The organism is Streptomyces sp. NPDC046985 (genome assembly GCF_040644415.1).
Classification (GTDB): domain Bacteria; phylum Actinomycetota; class Actinomycetes; order Streptomycetales; family Streptomycetaceae; genus Streptomyces.
Genome location: NZ_JBEYWK010000018.1, coordinates 81,064 through 98,465, shown reverse-complemented (window position 1 = coordinate 98,465; position 17,402 = coordinate 81,064). Strand labels below are relative to the sequence as shown.

Annotated in this window: 15 protein-coding genes; 11 read left to right on the top strand and 4 right to left on the bottom strand. The window is 65.9% G+C overall.

Going from position 1 to position 17,402, the window contains the following annotated elements; translation table 11 throughout:
- Positions 1-175: 175 nt before the first annotated feature.
- The 5 genes from ABZ861_RS23175 (at position 176) to ABZ861_RS23155 (ending at position 7,030) form a co-directional block, all read left to right on the top strand.
- Positions 176-379, top strand: a complete 204-nt coding sequence (locus tag ABZ861_RS23175; protein ID WP_361633059.1) for a helix-turn-helix domain-containing protein — start codon at positions 176-178, stop codon at positions 377-379.
- Positions 380-442: 63 nt separating this feature from the next.
- On the top strand, positions 443-1,840 hold the full coding sequence (locus tag ABZ861_RS23170; RefSeq protein ID WP_361633057.1) for a tyrosine-type recombinase/integrase: 1,398 nt from the start codon (positions 443-445) through the stop codon (positions 1,838-1,840).
- 528 nt (positions 1,841-2,368) lie between these two features.
- Positions 2,369-4,366: a DUF87 domain-containing protein gene (locus tag ABZ861_RS23165; RefSeq protein ID WP_361633055.1), complete on the top strand. Its 1,998-nt coding sequence runs from the start codon at positions 2,369-2,371 to the stop codon at positions 4,364-4,366.
- 3 nt (positions 4,367-4,369) lie between these two features.
- On the top strand, positions 4,370-5,782 hold the full coding sequence (locus tag ABZ861_RS23160) for a hypothetical protein (RefSeq protein ID WP_361633053.1): 1,413 nt from the start codon (positions 4,370-4,372) through the stop codon (positions 5,780-5,782).
- Positions 5,783-5,827: 45 nt separating this feature from the next.
- Positions 5,828-7,030, top strand: a complete 1,203-nt coding sequence (locus ABZ861_RS23155; protein WP_128636986.1) for a DNA adenine methylase — start codon at positions 5,828-5,830, stop codon at positions 7,028-7,030.
- Between the two features lie 4 nt (positions 7,031-7,034).
- Here the strand turns inward: ABZ861_RS23155 and ABZ861_RS23150 are convergent, their stop codons facing one another.
- Both ABZ861_RS23150 and ABZ861_RS23145 read right to left on the bottom strand, forming a co-directional pair.
- On the bottom strand, positions 7,035-7,517 hold the full coding sequence (locus ABZ861_RS23150; protein WP_361633050.1) for an NUDIX hydrolase: 483 nt from the start codon (positions 7,515-7,517) through the stop codon (positions 7,035-7,037).
- Positions 7,518-7,527: 10 nt separating this feature from the next.
- Positions 7,528-8,751 carry a helix-turn-helix transcriptional regulator gene (locus ABZ861_RS23145; protein WP_361633048.1) on the bottom strand — a complete coding sequence of 408 codons (1,224 nt, stop codon included), beginning with the start codon at positions 8,749-8,751 and terminating at the stop codon, positions 7,528-7,530.
- A 206-nt stretch (positions 8,752-8,957) separates the two neighbouring features.
- Here ABZ861_RS23145 and ABZ861_RS23140 point away from each other — a divergent pair, with 206 nt between their 5' ends.
- The 6 genes from ABZ861_RS23140 to ABZ861_RS23115 are packed head-to-tail and all read left to right on the top strand — an operon-like array spanning position 8,958 to position 15,169.
- Complete coding sequence (locus ABZ861_RS23140) at positions 8,958-10,205, top strand: methionine adenosyltransferase (protein WP_361633046.1); 1,248 nt, start codon at positions 8,958-8,960, stop codon at positions 10,203-10,205.
- Positions 10,205-11,131: an aminoglycoside phosphotransferase family protein gene (locus tag ABZ861_RS23135; RefSeq protein WP_361633044.1), complete on the top strand. Its 927-nt coding sequence runs from the start codon at positions 10,205-10,207 to the stop codon at positions 11,129-11,131. The genes ABZ861_RS23140 and ABZ861_RS23135 overlap by 1 nt, the downstream gene beginning before the upstream one ends.
- A complete protein-coding gene (locus ABZ861_RS23130) occupies positions 11,128-11,841 on the top strand; it encodes a histidine phosphatase family protein (RefSeq protein ID WP_361633042.1) in 714 nt (237 codons plus the stop codon). Before ABZ861_RS23135 ends, ABZ861_RS23130 begins: the two co-directional genes overlap by 4 nt.
- The gene (gene serS, locus ABZ861_RS23125; RefSeq protein ID WP_361633040.1) at positions 11,834-13,126 is read left to right on the top strand and encodes a serine--tRNA ligase; all 1,293 of its coding nucleotides are present in this window, start codon (positions 11,834-11,836) and stop codon (positions 13,124-13,126) included. The genes ABZ861_RS23130 and serS overlap by 8 nt, the downstream gene beginning before the upstream one ends.
- Before the next feature lies 1 nt (position 13,127).
- Positions 13,128-14,150, top strand: a complete 1,023-nt coding sequence (locus ABZ861_RS23120; protein ID WP_361633038.1) for a glycosyltransferase — start codon at positions 13,128-13,130, stop codon at positions 14,148-14,150.
- A complete protein-coding gene (locus ABZ861_RS23115) occupies positions 14,144-15,169 on the top strand; it encodes a hypothetical protein (protein ID WP_361633036.1) in 1,026 nt (341 codons plus the stop codon). Before ABZ861_RS23120 ends, ABZ861_RS23115 begins: the two co-directional genes overlap by 7 nt.
- Before the next feature lie 41 nt (positions 15,170-15,210).
- Here the strand turns inward: ABZ861_RS23115 and ABZ861_RS23110 are convergent, their stop codons facing one another.
- Positions 15,211-16,920, bottom strand: coding sequence for a mobilization protein (locus tag ABZ861_RS23110; protein WP_361633034.1), 1,710 nt, complete (start codon positions 16,918-16,920; stop codon positions 15,211-15,213).
- The gene (gene mobC, locus ABZ861_RS23105) at positions 16,917-17,324 is read right to left on the bottom strand and encodes a plasmid mobilization relaxosome protein MobC (protein WP_361633032.1); all 408 of its coding nucleotides are present in this window, start codon (positions 17,322-17,324) and stop codon (positions 16,917-16,919) included. The genes ABZ861_RS23110 and mobC overlap by 4 nt, the downstream gene beginning before the upstream one ends.
- Between the last annotated feature and the right edge of the window lie 78 nt (positions 17,325-17,402).

Sequence of the window (17,402 nt, the reverse complement as noted above, 5' to 3'; positions counted from 1 at the left end):
TGTCACAGACGACGAAGCCGTGACGCACCGGTGACGCACCCCGCCCGCCCCACGTCACGCAAAGGCGCAGGTCAAGGGCCCAAACGACGCACGTGACGCCGTGACGCAGAAATCCGAACCTCGGACACACGCGGACTCCCCTAGGCCCTAGGAAGCCCTCATACAGGAGGACTTGATGAGCACCGCCATCGCTGCCCCCGTCGACCGACTGCTGTACAAGCCGGAAGAGGCTGCCGAAGCTCTCGCTATCGGCCGCTCCACCGTCTACGAGCTGATGGCCGAAGGCACCCTGAAATACATCAAGTTGGGTCGAACGCGCCGAATTCGACGTGCTGACCTCGAAGCCTACGTAGCGAACCTCAACCCTCTGCCCCACTGACCCGAGCAGGCCCTGAGGCGCCCCGAGCATCCCGCTCGGGGCGCCTTTCGCATGGAGGAGCACATGAGCCCCCGCAAGCCCAACAACGAGTCATCCATCTACTTCGGCGCCGACGGCTGGTGGCACGGCCGCGTCACGATGGGTGTGAAGAACGATGGCAGCCCCGACCGACGACACCGTCGTGCCAAGTCCGAGCCCGAAATCAAGCGCAAGGTCAAGGAGTTGGAACGGCAGCGTGATGAAGGCCGCGCGACGAAGGCGGGCCGCGCGCCGACCGTCGCGAAGTGGATGGAGACCTACCTCACCGACATCGCGAGCCTGAAACTCAAGCCGCGCTCCCTGGACGACTACTGGTCCAAGACCCGCAACGACATCGTCCCCGGCGTCGGACAACACCGGATCGACAAGCTCCAACCGGAGCACCTGGAGCGGATGTACCGCGTCATGCTCGACGCCGGCCACGCCCCCTCGCACGTCCTGAAGGTGCACCGCATCCTCTCCCGCGCGCTGAAGATCGCCCACCGTCGCCGCATGGTCAGTGAGAACGTCGCCACGCTGGTGGACCCTCCCGGCGTCGACGAGACCGAGGCGAATCCGTTCACGCAGGAGGAAGCCAAAGCGTTCCTCGAAGCCGCCGCGAAGCGCCCCACCTTCATGCGCTGGATCGTCGGCGTCGGCATGGGATTCCGGCAGGGCGAGACGCTCGGACTGCGGTGGCCGTACGTCGACCTGAAAACGGAGATGTTCCGCCCCGAGTGGCAGCTTCAGCGCCTCACCTGGCGGCACGGATGCGACGACCCTCACGCCTGCGGGGCCCGCCTGCACCGCTCCGAGTCCTGCCCCCCGGACTGCACCACGCACAAGGGCTACACGCGCGGTTGCCCCAAGCCCTGCGCCAAGACCTGCACCAGGCACGCGAGCGCCTGCCCGGACCGCAAAGGGGGCGGTCTCGTCTTCACCCGCCCCAAGACCAAGAAGAGCCGGAACGCCGTCCCGATCCCGCCCGTCTTCATCCCCTTCCTGACCGACCACAAGGCCCGGCAAGCGGCGACGAAAGCCGCCGCCGGCGAGCAGTGGCAGGAGCACCACGTCGTGTTCTCACGGCCGGACGGGCGGCCCCTCGACCCGCGAGCCGACTACGAGGAGTTCAAGGAACTCCTTGCCGAAGCCGGAATCGACGATCGCCGCCTGTACGACGGGAGCCGCCACACCGCCGGCACGATCCTGAACGAGCTGGGGGTCGACATGACCACGATCATGGAGATCCTGCGGCACACCCAGATCAGCCAGACCCGCCGGTACGTCAAGGGCCGATCCCACCTGTCCAAGGACGCCATGCGGCGCATGGGCGAGTTCTTCGCGCCCACTCCCCCGGCCCCCGCTCCGGGCACTACTGAGACCGCAACTGAGACCCCCGACACCCGCGCGGCCCGCTCCCGCCGCCGTCGCCGCATCCGCTGAACGACGAAACCCCAGGTCGGAGTATGTTCCGGCCTGGGGTTCAGGTGAGCCGCTTTCGGGATTCGAACCCGAGACCTACGCATTACGAGGGCCCACAAGATCATCCCGGGTGGTGCCGGACTGTGCCGCGGGATCCCGTTTCCCCAGGTCAGAGACATCTGACCGTGATCACCATGACGCTGGGTCCACCCTAGTGCTGTCCAGTCCGCTCACGCAGCGCTCACGCAAGAAGTGCGTCCGGCGACCGCAAAGCCGCAGGTTCCCGGTCGTGCCGCAGACAACCCGGACCGCGGCATCCCGATGCCGCCGCACCGGGCAGCAACCCATCGGATCTAATCGAGTACCTCCAGTCGACGGCGCGACGCGGCGCAGCCAAGCACTCGCGGCCGGCCCTGCTGACCTGCCGTCAACATCCGCCGTATGGGCTACTTTTGTCAGTGGTCGCGTGTACCGTCCAGAACGACTCTGGACCACATCCACACCGCAGCCGCGCCTCCAACGGCATGGCTGGTAGAGGGGCGAGACGCGTTGAGCATCACTCAGGGGCTGTCCCAGTCGGTCGAACTCAAGAAGCCACTGACTGCGCTAATCAACAGGGGCTGCGTACCGGTCGGCGGTATCTACCGTCTGGACTACGACTCAGCTGTGGTGCTGACCGATGACTTCAAGAAGGAGAAAGCCGGGGGAGTTCCGAGGGGCGGCTTCCTTCTTGCCGTCGCGGGAGACAACACAGAATCCGGTTTCATACTCGAAGATCAAGAGATCATCCTGCTTCGAGTCCGCGGCACTGCGCCACTGCCCAACGAGTCGGAACTCATTCAAACTCGGCTGGCAGTCGTTCGCGACGCAGGCGCATCGGGGGTCGGATTCGACGATGTCACCGATGTGCTGACACGAAACGAACTCCAGCAGTCAGCCTTCGACTGCGAAGTTTTGGGCACCTTCTACACCGAGACCGAGGGACGCGAAGCCGCGATCGAGTTCGGGGCAGACATCGACAACGTAGTCGTCTCTGCGCGCTACCAAGTCTTCCTTCCATCGATTCAAGTCTTGTCATGGCTTGCGTCCTACCCTGAGCCCACCGACAAAAAGGATGCCCTTGCAATCGGAAAGGTTCGATTCGCCGCGACGCGACGCAAGGCTCTGATCGCCGGCACCGACAAGGCGGAGGCTCACATCAATGTCTCCGACTTCATCGGGCGAAAGACTGCTGTGTTCGGTATGACCAGGACCGGAAAATCCAACACGATCAAGACACTAGTAACAGCGGTCCACCGGTACGGTTCGGAGCACAAGCGCTCGATCGGTCAGTTGATCTTCGACCCTCAGGGTGAGTACGCGAACGTCAATAAGCAGGACCGCACGGGCCTTCGCCTTCTCGGAGACAATGAGAGCACGGTGCGGATCTACAAGGTAGATCCCAACGCCTCAGACAACCGGGAGAAGCCACTGCGTATCAACTTCTATGACCGCGAGGTCCTGGAAGCCGCCTGGAGTCTGGTCAGTGAAGCAACCGTTCCCGTCAATACCAATTACGGCAAGAGCTTCCGGTCAGCGGTCCTCTCCGAACCCGACCAAAACGATCGCAGCAAGCATGCCCGCTGGGGGTGGGCAATGGTCGCCTTCTTCGGGCTCCTGTCCAAGTGCGGCTTCGAGGCAGCAAGGTTGCCGCAGGATCTCGTAATCGTCGCCCCAGCCCCTATTCAGGACTTCATTACCGCACACCCTGCGGCTGTTTCGCAGGTCCGACCGGGCTCCTATCGCGTCAACAGCCCTTCGGGAGCACTACAACTCGCCGAATGGGTGGGCGAAAGAGAAAGCGAATTTCCCAAATGGCATGACACCCAGGATTGCCACTTCAGCGCCATTTGGGGCGTCTATAAGTACACTGGCGTAACGTCCGCCATTCGCACCATTCGCCCATTTCACGCCCCTCAATCGGCAGGCGATGTTGCAGAGCATTTGTGGCATGACATGCAGGAAGGTCGACTTGCGATTGTTGACCTCTCCAGTGGAAACGACCAAGTCGCCAAGGTCATGTCCGAGCGTATCGTCACCCACTTGCTGAACCGGGCGGGAGAGCGATTCCGCGACGACCGCGATCCGGTGGATATGCAGATCATCGTCGAAGAGGCGCACAACCTATTTGAGCGCAGCGGGCGAGAGGTGGCCGATGACCCATGGGTGCGCCTGTCAAAGGAAGCCGCGAAGTATCGGATGGGGCTCATCTACGCTACACAGGAAGTCACATCCGTTGACAAGCGAATGCTCTCGAACACGTCAAACTGGCTGATCGCCCATCTCAACTCTGACCACGAAACGCGAGAGCTGTCTCACTACTACGACTTCAAGGTATGGGCTCCGAGCATCATTCGAGCAGAAGACGTCGGATTCGTTCGCATGAAGACCTACTCGGGAAAGTACATCGTTCCGGTGCAGATCTCGAAGTTCGACCACGCCATGGTGAACGTTGCCCGCAATGCAGCTGGCTTGGAAGACGTCGACGTCACGATCGAAAGCGAGTAACTCGTGCCCTACGATGGCGAGAAGGCTTCCAGGCTTGGCCACGTGGAGACGGCGAGGAACGAAGCCGTCAAGGCTGCCCTCCAGCGCTGGACCATCACCAGCGCTCGCCCCAATGGCAAGGATGGCATTGCTGAACTGTGTTCACCCCTCGAAGACTTGCCCCTCATCGGTAAGCTTGATGAAGTTGATTTCTCCATCACCGTCGACGGCTCGGACACCGAAGTAGACACCACCCGTGACCATCCAACCGTAAAGGTCGGTTACCTCCGGGTTGCGGGTTCCGTGGTTCGGCTGGATGTCTTTCGCAGCCTTTCACGAGTGAAGCACATCGACCCACGTGAGGTTCGCAAGTCTCATTCTGAATACGCCTTCGACGTCGCTCTACCTGGATCTCAGTTGACTCGCCCAGGTATGAGCGGCGTAGACACCTGGCGCGTGGAACTCAACGACTTTCTTCACAGTTCCCGTTTCGACTCCAACACCGAGATGACCCTCGCAGATGGACTTCTCGCACTGCACGGCACGCGCGGCAAGCCGGCGTCCGGGATCGGCCTGCGCGTCTGCCCTGGGTGTGGACAAAAGGCGGGTAGCAGCCTCGCGCTTTCGGCTGGAAAACAAGGCGGCTCATGCCCCGCCTGCAACGCACACCTTTACCTCTCGGATGTGCTACGAACCCACGAAGAATACAACGTAGAGGGTTCAAACTTCACTCCGCTCGGGCGCGTCATGAACGTGGCCGAGCGACTGATGTCGGTGTGCTACTTGAATTTCTTCGCCGATACCGCTCCTGAGGTTCTCCGGCACACCCTCTTCATCACTGATGGGCCGCTGGCTTTGTTCGGCCCGCTTGCCCCGCTCAAGCGAAGGTTCGAGGAGCACCTCGGCAACTTGAGCGACTGGTGCACAGATCAGGGACTCATCCCTCCTCTTATCGTCGGAATCGAGAAGTCGGGCGCCTTCGTTGAACATGCAGAATTGATCAAGGATCTAATTCCGCCGGGTCACGTCATGCGGCTTACCAACGCCTACATCAATAGAATCTCCGGACGTCCCGAAGGTAACGAGTACGGCGTGGACGAATTCTATGGACGCCGCTTCATCTACCGCACTCGAACCGGCGACCCTCTAGTCATCACGGTTCTCCCTAGATCGGGGCTATCGCCGTACGACGGCAACCGCCCCGAAGTGGAAGGGTGGGAGGCATATCCGACGCTCCGCCTGATATGTGAGGTTCTCGACTCCCTGAGGACTCGCATGTATCGGCATGCCGTCGTGCCCATCGCTCTGGCACACTCGGCCGCGGCACTGCCTCTCGGCGTGGGACGCTCAGTCTTGACGATGATGGCCCAGCAGAACATCCCTGGCCTGAAGCCCCACCTCCAGGCGGTCCAACCACCCACGTACTTCAAGCGGTAGGTCGATCATGTTCCGGATCACTCACGCGTCCGGCAAGATAGGCAGGTGACCTCTGTGACCTCGTCGGCGACTACTACCGCCGCAAGCGGCCCTGCCCGGATTGCCACCTTCTTCGGCGCCGACGAGGCGATCCATACCCAGACGCGCCCGCTGCCCCAGCAGTTGGAACCCATCTCCCACGCACTCTCCCAGGGGCGTTATCAGTCCCCCTTGCGCTATCCAGGCGCCAAGTCCTCACTAGCTCCCGTGATTTCGCGAGTGATCACATCAGCGAAACAGTCTCGGGAGGTTCCCGAGGTCAACCTTCTAGTCGAGCCCTTCGCCGGCGGTGCGTCAGCCTCATTGCGATCCATCGGCGAGGGAATCGTAGACCGCATCCTACTCGCAGACGCCGACCCTCTTGTTACGGCATTTTGGCAAGCGGCCGCCGCCGACACCGAACAACTCATCGACCGAATGCACGAGGAATGGAAGAGGTATGTTCGCGATGGTGGCGCCTCGGCGGTAAGCCGATGGGATTACTGGCGCGCATGGTCTCCGCGTCCGGCGATGACATCGCAGGATCGCCGCCTCAGCATGGCCACGCAATGCCTGTTCCTTAATCGGACCACTTTTTCCGGGATCTTGCATGGCAAGGCTGGACCTATTGGGGGTCGCGCTCAGACCAGCAACTACCCCATTGGATGTCGCTGGAATCCCGATGCCCTCGCCGAGCGACTTAGGTATGTTGGCCATCTCTACGATATCGGGCGTCTAGTAGACGTATGGTGCAAGGACTGGCGGCAGACCCTGGATGATGTTCCCGAGCATTATCCGCAACTCCTACCGTCTCGCGTGGTTGCCTATCTAGATCCTCCGTATATTGAAAAATCTTCCCTTTTGTACCGAACTTCGTTCGACCCCCGTGGCGGCTACGGCGGCGGTTCGAGTGTCGAGACGTCCGCTGATCCACTTCACCTCAGTCTCGCAAGCTACCTGCGAACGAGGGCACAGTTCCGCTGGCTGCTAAGCTACGATAATCACCCCATGCTTATGCAGAGTAAGTGGCTTTACGCGCAATCCAGAATGACTCCGTCAGAAGTCGATCGCGAGACTCTCGGCGTGCGGCAGTGGCGGATTACCAAGAGATTGGTCGCCACGCGCTACTCGGCAGCTGGACGTTCCGGAAAGAGATCAGCCGAGGAATTGCTTATCACCACGCTTCCTCCAGCGACCGTGCCACTGGACGAACAGCTTCGCTTGCCGTAACGGGTCAGCTCTCCCTTGTCGGTGACTCCCCGTGTTCGAGGTAGCAGGTGAGACCGTTCGTCCGGGCCTTGATTCCCGCGGCAATTCGGCGAGCCAGGCGGGGGATGGTGAGGTCTGGCACCTGGTCGGCGTCGTGGAAGTCGTAGCCGCGGAGCTCGTCTGCCTGCAGGACGATCCGGCGGCGGTCTTCTGAGCTCAGGCGACCGCCGTCGAAGAGGTAGAGGACCTTGTCTCCCTCTCCGGGGTTCGGCGCCCAGTCGACGACTAGCAGGCGGCCGATGTGCGGTGCGATGCCGAGTTCCTCCTGGACCTCACGTACACAGGCTTGCCGAGGCGACTCCCCTTCTTCGACGTAGCCCCCAGCGATGTCGCGGTAGTCCTTGTAGGACGGTTCGACGAGGAGGACTCGATCGGCTTCGTCGAAGAAGAGAGCGCCGGCAGCCATGCGGGGGCGGGCCATCTTCGCTTCGTGCTCGTTCTCGCTCACGGTTCGGACTCTAGCTGCCCGCGACGACGCCCAGTCTACGGGCCAGATCTGCCACAGGATGGGAAGGCCGGCCCCGGGTGCTACGTATCCAGCCGATGACCAGTTCCCGGCTCAGGTGGTGGTGGCGCACCTGCTCGGGCGCTGCCTGTTCGGCCTCCAGCAGGACGGCCAGGGCTTCGTCGGTGCGGTTCCAGGAGCTCAGCGCCCTGGCGACTTCGAGGCTGTGTCGTACGCGCCGCTCCACCGGCAGGGCGCTCGTGTCGATGCGTGAGCCCAGATCTGCGGCGATCTGGATGTCGCCGAGTTCGCCGGCGGTGGCCACGCAGTGGATAGCTACGTTGGTCGGACCGAAGGCCGTCCACATGTGATTGGCGTCGGCGCCGAGTCGTTGCGCGGCCTCGTCGGCTTCGCGGAGGAAGGTCTGCGTGGTCGCCCGGTCATCTGCCCGCGCGGCAGCCATCGCGCCGGCGAGGAACAGTGTGCCGTACACCGAGAGGTACTCGCTATTGGCGTCGCCCAACTCCGGCTGCATGACGGCTGCCGCGTCGTTCACCAGCTGGACCGCGGCTGTGAAGCGCCCGGTGGCCAGGAGGCAGTGCGTGACTGCTCGGAAGAGCGAACCCGTAACCTCGCTGCGGCCGCTGGACTGCGCTGCTGCCAGGCCCCGGTCCGCGGCGATCCATGCCAGCTCGGGCTCTCCCAGCTTGCCCAGCACCATGGCCGCCCCGTGGTAGGCGAGAGCGAGCAGCACGTGGGCTTCCTCCGCCTCGTGCCCCGAGTAGGCGCGGGACGCGGCGAGGGCATCGGCCAGGACAAGGGGGAGACGTCGGGTGGCAAAGCCGTACCGGGATGCCTGGTAGGCATCGAGCACATCGCGCACGTTGCCTCGAAGGTCCTGCAGGGCAGGTGGCTCATCCTCGGCTGCGAGGCTCAGTAAAGGGGTGAGCTGCTTGTAGTCCATGAGTGTTTCGCGCAGCGCAGGGACGGTCCGGCGCCCGCTGTCGGCCGACCACTCCATGAGGGTCGGCTCGGCAAGCAGGTCTCCGAGGGAGATGTCGAGCGCGTCGGCGAGTGAGGTGATCACCGAAAGGCGATCAAGCTCGATCCTGTTGTTCTCCGCCTTGCTCAGCCAGTCCGTCGTCCGGCCGACAAGGCCGGCCAGGACCTCTTGGGAGAGGCCGCGCCGACGCCGGTACCAGGCGACGCGCTCCCCGATGGTCAGGTTCTGTGTCATCCCGCGCATGTCCTGATCATCACCTCGTGGCCGAAGTGGACCCCGGAAGGATTTTCCGGGGTGCCCTGGGGTGCCCTGGCTACTGTCGCAGCAGACCGAGAACGCCGCAGGGCGATGCGAGCAACTCAGCCCGTGGCAAACGGCTTTGACCAAGGGCGTTCATCCGTCCCACCCGTCTTCCTCAGGCCGAGAGATCGGAGTTTGTCATGCGCGAAACCATCACGACCGAGGGTGGCTACCTGTCCATTGAGACGGGCACCGCCAAGCCCGGTGCGACCACGATCGTCGAGCGGAAGGGGCTCGGTCACCCGGACACCCTGGCCGACCACCTCGCCGAGCGGCTGTCCCGCGCGTACAGCCGCTACACCGTCGAGCGCCTCGGCGCGGTGATGCACCACAACTTCGACAAGCTCGCCCTCCTCGGCGGTGCCAGCGAGGTCCGCTACGGCGCCGGCCGCATGACAGCCCCTGTGCGCGTCCTGGTCAACGGGCGGGCCGCGCCCATGTGCGGGGGCGAGGAGATCCCCGTCGAGGAGATCGTCGAGGCCGAGGTCAGGGCATTCTTCGCCGAGCGGCTCCCGGAGGTGTCGGAGCACCTCAACATCACCTTCAACATCACCAGCAACTCCAGCCCCGGAGCGGTCCTCACCGGTGACGCGGTGCCGGACCGCACCCGCTGGTTCAACCCCCGCTCCATCGACGACCTGCGTGAGCGCCGGGTCCGGCTGTCGAACGACACCTCCCTCGGAACCGGCTGGGCACCGGAGAACCCCTTCGAGTCGTTCGTCCGCGAGCTGGTGGACCACTTCTCCGGGGAGAGCGACTTCACTCTCTCGCACGCGTGGTGCGGATCGGACGTGAAGCTCATGGGCTACTGGGACGGTGAGCAGGCGGACGTCGTCCTCTGCATCCCGCAGAAGTCGCGGCTCGTCGCCAGCCGCGCGGAGTACGTGCGGAACACCGAGAGTGTCCTCGCCGAGTGCCACCGGCTGGCCAGCCTCCGTCTGCCCGGAGCCGAGACGCGCTTCCGGCTCAACGCGCGCGACGTGCCGGAGAAGGACGAGCTGTACCTCACCTACACAGGCAGCTCGATCGAGTCCGGCGACGAGGGCGTCGTCGGCCGCGGCAACCGGGTCAACGGACTGATCACGCCACTGCGGCCGATGAACTTGGAGGGTGCCAACGGCAAGAACCCCGTCTACCACGTCGGCAAGCTCTACAACATCGCCGCCCAGCGCCTGGCCCAGCGGCTGCACGAGGCCACCGACGGGCACGCGGAGGTGCACCTCGTCAGCACCACCGGCCAGCGCCTCGACCAGCCGTGGCGGATCCTGGTCCGGCTGTCCTCCCCGGAGGTCGAGACTGACAAGATCCAGGCCCTCGTCGCCGAATCCTTGGAGGGCTTCCCCGCCCTCACGGACGAGCTGGTCTCCGACGGGATCGTGCTGAGCTGATGGAGAAGCGGACGCTCGGCGAGGTCTCCGAGGAATGCCGACGGCGGCTGGTCACGCACTACGGCCCGGGAGTTTCCGGCTGGCTCGACGCCGTTCCTACCTTGATGGAGCGCGCGGCGGAGCGCTGGAAGCTCACGCTAGGGACTTACCACGACGCCGGACACGCCTCGGTGGTCGTCACGGCCGGCACCTTCGACGGGCGTCCGCTGCTTCTCAAGGCGTGGGCCGATCCTGCCCGGTTCCGCAACGAGGTCAATGCCCTACGCCTGTGGGCGGGCGGGCCAACGGCGGGCGTCGTCGAGGCGGCGGACGACCTGGCCGTGGCGGCCCTGGAGATGATCGGAGAGAGCCCCGGTGGCGGCGAGCGACCGCCTCGCGAGCTTCCGACCGTGGCCGCCGCCCTCCAGGGCCTCCACACCTTCGGCCGCCGTCGGCGCCGGCCGCGTCACCTTCCGCTCCTGACCACGTACCTCCACCAGGAGGTACACCCCAGGGTGCGGCGCCGACTGGAATCGGTCGACGCCAGCCCGTGGCAGGAGCACGTCGACGCGGCCGTCCCGGCCCTCGTGGCCCTGGAGGAGGACTCCGCTCGATCCACCGTCCTGCACGCGGACCTCTACCGAGAGAACGTCCTCTTCGACTGGCTGGGCCACCCCCGCCTGATCGATCCCCTGCCGATGGTGGGCGACGCAGCCTTCGACTGGGCCTTCTGGACCGTGTACTACGACCTCGGGCACGGCACGGACACTCGCTTGGCCACAGCCGCCCGGATCTCCCGCATCCCCGTGCCCGTCCTGGCGCCATGGTGCAGGGCCCTGGCCCTGGACGGCCTGCTCTTCTACCTCGACACCGATGATCCGCGCGCGCCGAGGATGGCCGACGTCCTCGCGTGGCTGTCGGCGCCGACCCCAAGGAACCGATCATGACGACCTACGTCCTCCGTCACGGACAGACGAACTACAGCCGGCGCTATCTCGTCAACGGCGATCCGACCAAGCCCATCCGCCTGAGCGAGGAAGGCCGCCGGTCGCTGAACAGGGGATGGAGCAGCGTCCCCCTCCACAGCGTGAAAACGTGGCTGGCCAGCGAATTCCCCCGCGCTCAGCAGACCGCCAACCTCCTGATGGGAGTCCCCGGGCCGGAACTGATCACCGATCCTCGGCTGAACGAACTCGACTACGGAGAATTCGAGGGAAACCCGTTCCTGGAATACGCCGTCTGGCTCGACGGGCACGGCGCCCACGAGCGCCCGCCCGGCGGCAGCGAGTCGCAGCGCGAGGGCATCCGCAGGATGCTCACCGGGGTGCTCGCGGCCCTGGAGCACCCCGGGCCCCGCGTCCTGGTGGCCCACGGCCTGCTGGTCTCCCTGCTTCTGTGGCACCGCGAACGAACTCCTGGCGGGGCCATGCCCCTCTTCTTCCCGGAAGCCCCGTACATCGAGCCCGTCGCCATCCCCGATGACGAGTTGCCGGCATTCGTGGGGGGCCTGATGAACGATCTTGACACTCGCGTTCTCGATCACGCGGTCGGCTCCGGTGACAGGGAGGTAATGCGGATCGGCGACGGGGCCGCGGTTGCTACCGTCGATCCCGTATCCCACCACTCGCCGGATCAGAAGGATCTTCCTCATGCATGATGCCCGCGCCCTGATTGAAATGGGTGCCGAAGCGGTTCGTCGGCTCGCTCGTCGCGGTTACTCCCTGGACCTGTCCGAGCTGGAGTCGCTCCAGTCTCGTCGGAACCAGAACATCCGCTCGGCTGACGAGCTGCGGGCCGAGTCCAAGCGGGTGGCGAGTGAGGTTCAGCAGACGGCCAAGCAGGGCGGCGACATCAGCAAGCTGAAGGAGCGCGCCCGCGAGATCAAGGAGCAGGTCCGCGACATCGAAGCGGGGCAGGAAGAGATCGAAGCCCAGCTCCGTGATCTGCTCCTGAGCATCCCGAACCTGCCCGACGACTCGGCGCCTGATGGCGACTCCGAGGGGTTCGCCATCGAGATCCGGCGCGTCGGCACGCCTCCCGTGTTTCCGTTCGAGCCCAAGGACCACGTCGATCTCGGAGAGGCCACGGGCATCCTCGACTTCGGCCGCGCGACGAAGCTGTCCGGCCCGCGCTTCGCGGTCTCCCGTGGCGCCGGCGCCGCTCTGGAGCGGGCCCTGACCACACTCTTCCTCGACATCCACACCCGCCGGCACGGGTACACCGAGTACGCGGTCCCCTACCTCGTCACCCGCAAGACCATGACCGGCACCGGCCAGCTCCCGAAGTTCGAGGAGGACCTGTTCAAGACCGGTGTCGCCGACCGGGAGCTCTTCCTCATCCCGACGGCTGAGGTTCCGCTGACCAACCTCTACGCGGACGAGATCATCCCGCCCGCCGAGCTGCCGCTCGCGTTCACGGCGCACACTCCATGCTTCCGGTCCGAGGCCGGCTCGTACGGCCGCGACACCCGCGGTCTGATCCGCCAGCACCAGTTCGCCAAGGTCGAGATGGTCAAGATCGTCGCCCCGGAGACGGCGGACGCCGAGCTGGAGGAGATGGTCGGCCACGCCGAGGCGTGCCTCAAGGAGCTCGGCCTCGCCTACCGGGTCATCAAGCTGCCCGCCGGCGACACCGGCTTCTCCGCCCAGCTCACGTACGACCTCGAGGTCTGGATCCCGAGCCAGAACACGTACCGCGAGATCTCCTCGGTCTCCAACTTCGGAACCTTCCAGGCCCGCCGGGCGAACATCCGGACCCGCGGCGAGGACGGCAAGCCCAAGCTCGTCGCCACCCTAAACGGCTCCGGTCTGCCCGTCGGCCGCACCCTGGCCGCGCTCCTCGAGCAGTGCCAGCAGCAGGACGGCTCGATCGTCCTGCCCGAATCACTCTTCCCGTATCTCGGCTTCCGCCGTATCTCGGCGGACGGAACACCGGAGGCATAACGTGCTCGTCGGCGTCTGCGACTTCCCTGGTAGCTACGCCTTTCCACCCGCCGGATACGGCGGGATCGAACGATGGCTGTGGGCGGTCGCCGTAGGTGCCCGTGCCGCAGGCGCCGACGTACACCTCTTCGGGCCGGGCTGGCTCACGGACCTGGAGCACGACTGGGTCCGCAAGCCGGTCCGCCTGGAGGACATCTCCACCGGATCGCTCGCCGAGCGCGAGCTGCGCGACACGGGTTACGACCTCCTGGTCGTCGGCCACGAGTACCCGTCGCTTCCCGCGTGGACGCGCACCTGGAACGAGCTGGACTGCGACGTCGCCACCTTCCAGCACTCGCCCGTCTTCCAGCACACCGCCACCGCCTTCGACGGCCAGCGTTCGCGGCTCTACTGCTACTCGCCTGAGATGATCGAACGGTACGCGGACCACCGGCCGATCCCTGAGCTCGCCGTCCATCTCGGCCTCGACGAGGAGGAGCCGCCGGCCACCGCGGGCACCGATCTCATCTGGCTCGGCCGGATCGACGAGGAGAAGGCACCGCACATCGCCGTGCGGGCGGCCCAGATCCTTGGGCGCCGCATTCGGATCGTCGGCCCCGTCTTCGACGAGGCGTACGTGCGACGCCACGAACGGCTCTTCAGCGCCGACCACGTGAAGTGGATCGGCGAACTCGGCGGATCCGCCAAGACCGCAGCCATCGCCGACGCCTCGATCTTCGTCTACACGTACGCCCGCACATACGTGGAAGCCGGTGCCGCGGTCTTCGGCGAATCCCTCCGCGCCGGCACCCCTATGGCCGCCCTGACCTGGCGCGAAGGAACCTGTGCCCACGCCGCCCTGTGCGACGAGACGGGCGCGGTCGCGGTCGTCGACCCCAGGGAGGAGGACGAGACCGCGGCACGAAGGCTCGCCGACGCGATCGAACAGGCGGAAAGCCTCGACCACCAGCGCGTCCAGGCGATCGGAATGCAGCGCTTCGACCCGGCGCGCCACTTCCAGGCAATGTCGGCCCGATCGTGCTGACCCGCGCCACCGGCACCGTCGGAGACGACCTGGCCCAGCGGATACCCGGCGTACTGAGCGCCGCGTTAGGCCCCCACTGGGAGTTCACGGCCGACGGCCCGCACATCGAGATCCTTCACCCGCACCGGGGCAGCCTCTACCAGCCGCCACGCAGATCACCCACGTGGAGGGAGATCCTCGACTCCCTGGAAGCCGGCTTCGCGCGGGACGGCGCCCCACGTGACGCCTGCCTCCCGCTCCGGTGGGGCAGGGAGACCGAACTGACGATCTCCGCTATCCAGGCCCTGGACCCGGTCCTCAAGGACGGCCAACCCCGCACGTATAGAAGCGGATTCATCCCGCAGCCGGTCGTCCGCTTCACCGGCCAACGGGACGCGCAAGGCCAGTTGATGGACGGCTTCCTGACCTCCTTCGTCAACGTCTCCCGAGTCCAACCCATAGGCGGCCTGGACGAGTACGGCGCCATCCTCAACGGCTGGCTGACCGTTCTCTCCCAACTCGGCTTCCACGCACGGCACCTGAGCATCTACGGAACACTCACCCCGTGGCGCCGACGACAGGTCGAAGGCATCACACTGCGCTTCCGCCACCTGGGCCTCACCCTCGGCGACATCGTCCTCCTGTGGAATACGGATCACCCGGACCGGATGGCCGTTGACCTCGGCACTGGGCTGGAACGCCTGGCCTGGGCGCGTACCAGGGCGAGCTGGCACCCCCTGATCTTTGGGCGCTTCGCGCAGATGGCGACACCACCGACGCTGGATGCCCTCCGTACCGCCACGCTCCTGCTCGGCCACGGGATCGCCCCAGCAGCTCGGGGTGCCGGCGGAATCACACGGCGCGTCATGGGCGCCATCGATCCCGAAGCCACTCGCCTCGGCGTCGGCGCCATGGTTCGAGCCGCCTACGACTACTGGTCGCTCTTCGGTGCCTTGCGCGCTCCGTGGCCTGAGATCGCTCGCGTCATCGAGGAAGAGGGGGCGACACCTGGTATCGGCTTTGGCGGCGTAGCGGATTGAGGGGTCGGCACCCTCTGTGTGCGCTGCGGTGGTTGTGGCCTTCAGTGGCGTCGGTGGCGTTGATCGGTAGGCGTCGCGGGTGCCGTGGGCTGGGTATTCCGGGCCTGGTGTGCGTTGAGAGTCGACGCCATGGTGGAGCGGCGGCGGGCGACCTCCGCTCGGCGGTTGGGCACGGGGTTCCGTCCGGTGTGCTGGATGCGGGTGAGCAGGACGCGGGCGGGCTGCCGGGCGGTGTGCAGTTCGCGCTGGGCGGCGGCCTCCTTGAGGAGCTGGTGGGGTTTGTGACCGCCGGCCTCGGCGTCGGCGAGGACGGTGGCGAGGGCCGGCCAGGCGGGGTCGGTGAGGATGCGGTCGGCGTGGTCGGGGACGGCGGCTCGTACGTCGTGGGCGAGAGTCCGGCGGGCCTGATCACTCGGCCCGCGGGCGGCGAGGCTGCCGACGACAGGCGTGAGGGCTTGGTCGGCCGCGGCCTGGAGGTGGTGGAGGGTCTGGCGGGCGGCTTCGGCCTGGTGGGCATGGCTCCTCGCCTCGTGCCAACGGGCGGCGACGATCGTGGCCCAGACAAGAGCGGCGAGCAGAGCGGCCAAGGCACTGCCGTCGGGGCCGGTGGCCGTGTGAGCGATGTCGTGGGCTGCCCGACGCAGGGTGTGGGCGGCCTGGTTCTCGGCCCGAATCTGGGAGCGCTGCGCGCGGGCGAAGGCCCGTGAAGCGGCTCGCAGGTCGGCACGGAAGTGGTCAGGGGCCTTCTGGACGGTGGCCTCGATGAGTTCGCCGAGCGCCATGATGTGGGCCTGGGCGTGGGTGTCGTCGGCCATGTCGGAGTGGAAGGTGTCGAGAGCGTCGGTGGCCTGGTGCCAGGGGGTGGTTGGCCGTGCTCGGCGGGCTGTGGGGTGTTCCTCTGGTGCGGTGGTTTCCAGGCGGGCCTTGAGTTTAGGGAGGGTGAGGTCGGGAGCGATCTTTCCGCCGGGGTGGAAGATCTGTTCGCCGTCCTTGTTGAGGTCGCCGGGGCGGCCGACGGCGTAGCCGAGGAGATCTCCGGACGGTCCGCGGCGCGGCTTGACTGCGATGCCGTCGGCTTCGAGATAGGCGAGGAGTTCCGCGGCACTGCCAGCATGAGGGATGGCGGCGCGGATACGGTCCTGGAGCCAGTCGCGGCTGGTCTCCTTCCAGCCGAGGCGCTCGGCCTTGTGCATCTCCGCTTGAGTGGGGCGGCGTCCGGCGGTGCGGTCGCCCTTCTTCAGTCGGCGCAGGCCGTAATCGGTCTCGATCTGGCGGCAGGCGTCGCCGACCCGGATGCCGCTGTCGTGGAGTTTGGGCCGTCGGCCGTCCTCACGGACGGTGGTGGCGAGGATGTGTATGTGGTCGTCCGCGTGGCGCACGGCGACCCACCGGCACGCCAGGTCGTCGCCGGGCGGGGCGATGCCAGCGGCTTCGACGATCCGCTGGGCGATGTCGGCCCACTCGGCATCGGAGAGGTGCCGGTCCTCGGGGGCTGCGCGGACGGGGCAGTGCCAGACGTGGTCGGTGACCTGCCTTCCGAACTCGCCATTCCGAAGGTGAACGGGCTCGTCGAGGTGGCGGGCAAGCTGGGTGAGGGTGGCGTCCTGGTCGCGGCCTGGGTCGGGCATCCCGAGCATGGCGAAGCCCGCGACGATGTGCGGGTCGAGATGTTCGTCATGACGGCCGGGTCCGTAGAGATATGCGAGCAGGCCGCGGGTGTTGGCTCCGGCCGGTTTGATGGCGGCGATCACGCGGCCTGGTCCTTCCTGAATTCTGCGGGTTCGCGCAGGGCCTCGGCTATCAGCTCCAGCAGGTAGTGCAGCTCCTCAAGGCGGTCACGTGCGTCGAGCGGGGTGAGGTCGCTGTTGAGGGCACGGGCGATCTGGTTGACGTTGACGCCGATCCGGTTGACTTCGCGCAGCATCTGGGCGCGGAACATGTGGGTGCGGCGGCGGTCCTCGGACAGCGGCAGGTTCGCGGTGAACCGGCCGTTGATGAAGGCGAGGACGATGTCCGCGGCGAAGCCGGATTCCCCTTTGTAGCCGTGCTCGGCGGCAGCCTCCTGGAGTGAGGCGCTCTCGTCGCCGGTGAAGCGCAGCGGGCCGACGCGGACGGTCCGCTTGGTGCCGGTGAAACGGCGAATCGTCGGCTGCACGCTCTGCACGGCTGCCTCGCCAGCCGTCGGCTCGACGGCAGACGGGGGACGGAGGATCTGTTGCTGTACGGCGTGAAG